Origin of the sequence: Streptomyces sp. B1866 (genome assembly GCF_031932565.1) — a bacterium.
Taxonomy (GTDB): Bacteria; Actinomycetota; Actinomycetes; order Streptomycetales; family Streptomycetaceae; genus Streptomyces.
On record NZ_JAVSCF010000612.1, the window covers coordinates 1 to 467 of the forward strand.

Here is a 467-nt window from a genome sequence, read left to right on the forward strand (position 1 = left end):
GGTCCGGCCGCGCGGGGCCGCTCCGGCGCGCCGCCGCCCGCGTGGGACGCCGGAGCCGCTGGAGCCCCTGGAGCCGCTGGAGCCCCTGGAGCCCCTGGAGCCCCTGGAGCCCCTGGAGCCCCTGGAGCCCCTGGAGCCCCTGGAGCCCCTGGAGCCCCTGGAGCCCCTGGAGCCCCTGGAGCCCCTGGAGCCCCTGGAGCCCCTGGAGCCCCTGGAGCCCCTGGAGCCCCTGTCCACGGGGTGCCCGCGCGGGCGGCGGCCGCACCGTACGGGGAGTGCCCGGCGATCGGGAAGGCGGTCGCCTCGTCCGGCCCGCCGTCGTCGGGGGCCAGCGGGACGGTCCACTGCTCGTTCTCGGCCGCCTGGCCGGTCCGGTCCGCCTGGGCCCGCGGCCGGCCCGGCCCGTCCTGCGGCGCTCGGGGCCCGTCCTGCGGCGCGCGGGCGCCCGCGGGGCCGTAACCCTCGGC

At 82.2% G+C, this 467-nt stretch carries 1 protein-coding gene; it reads right to left on the reverse strand.

The features are described 5' to 3' along the window. A partial coding sequence (locus RKE29_RS30435; protein WP_312008915.1) for a hypothetical protein occupies positions 1–265 on the reverse strand: 265 nt, incomplete at its 3' end. Positions 266–467: the final 202 nt, after the last annotated feature.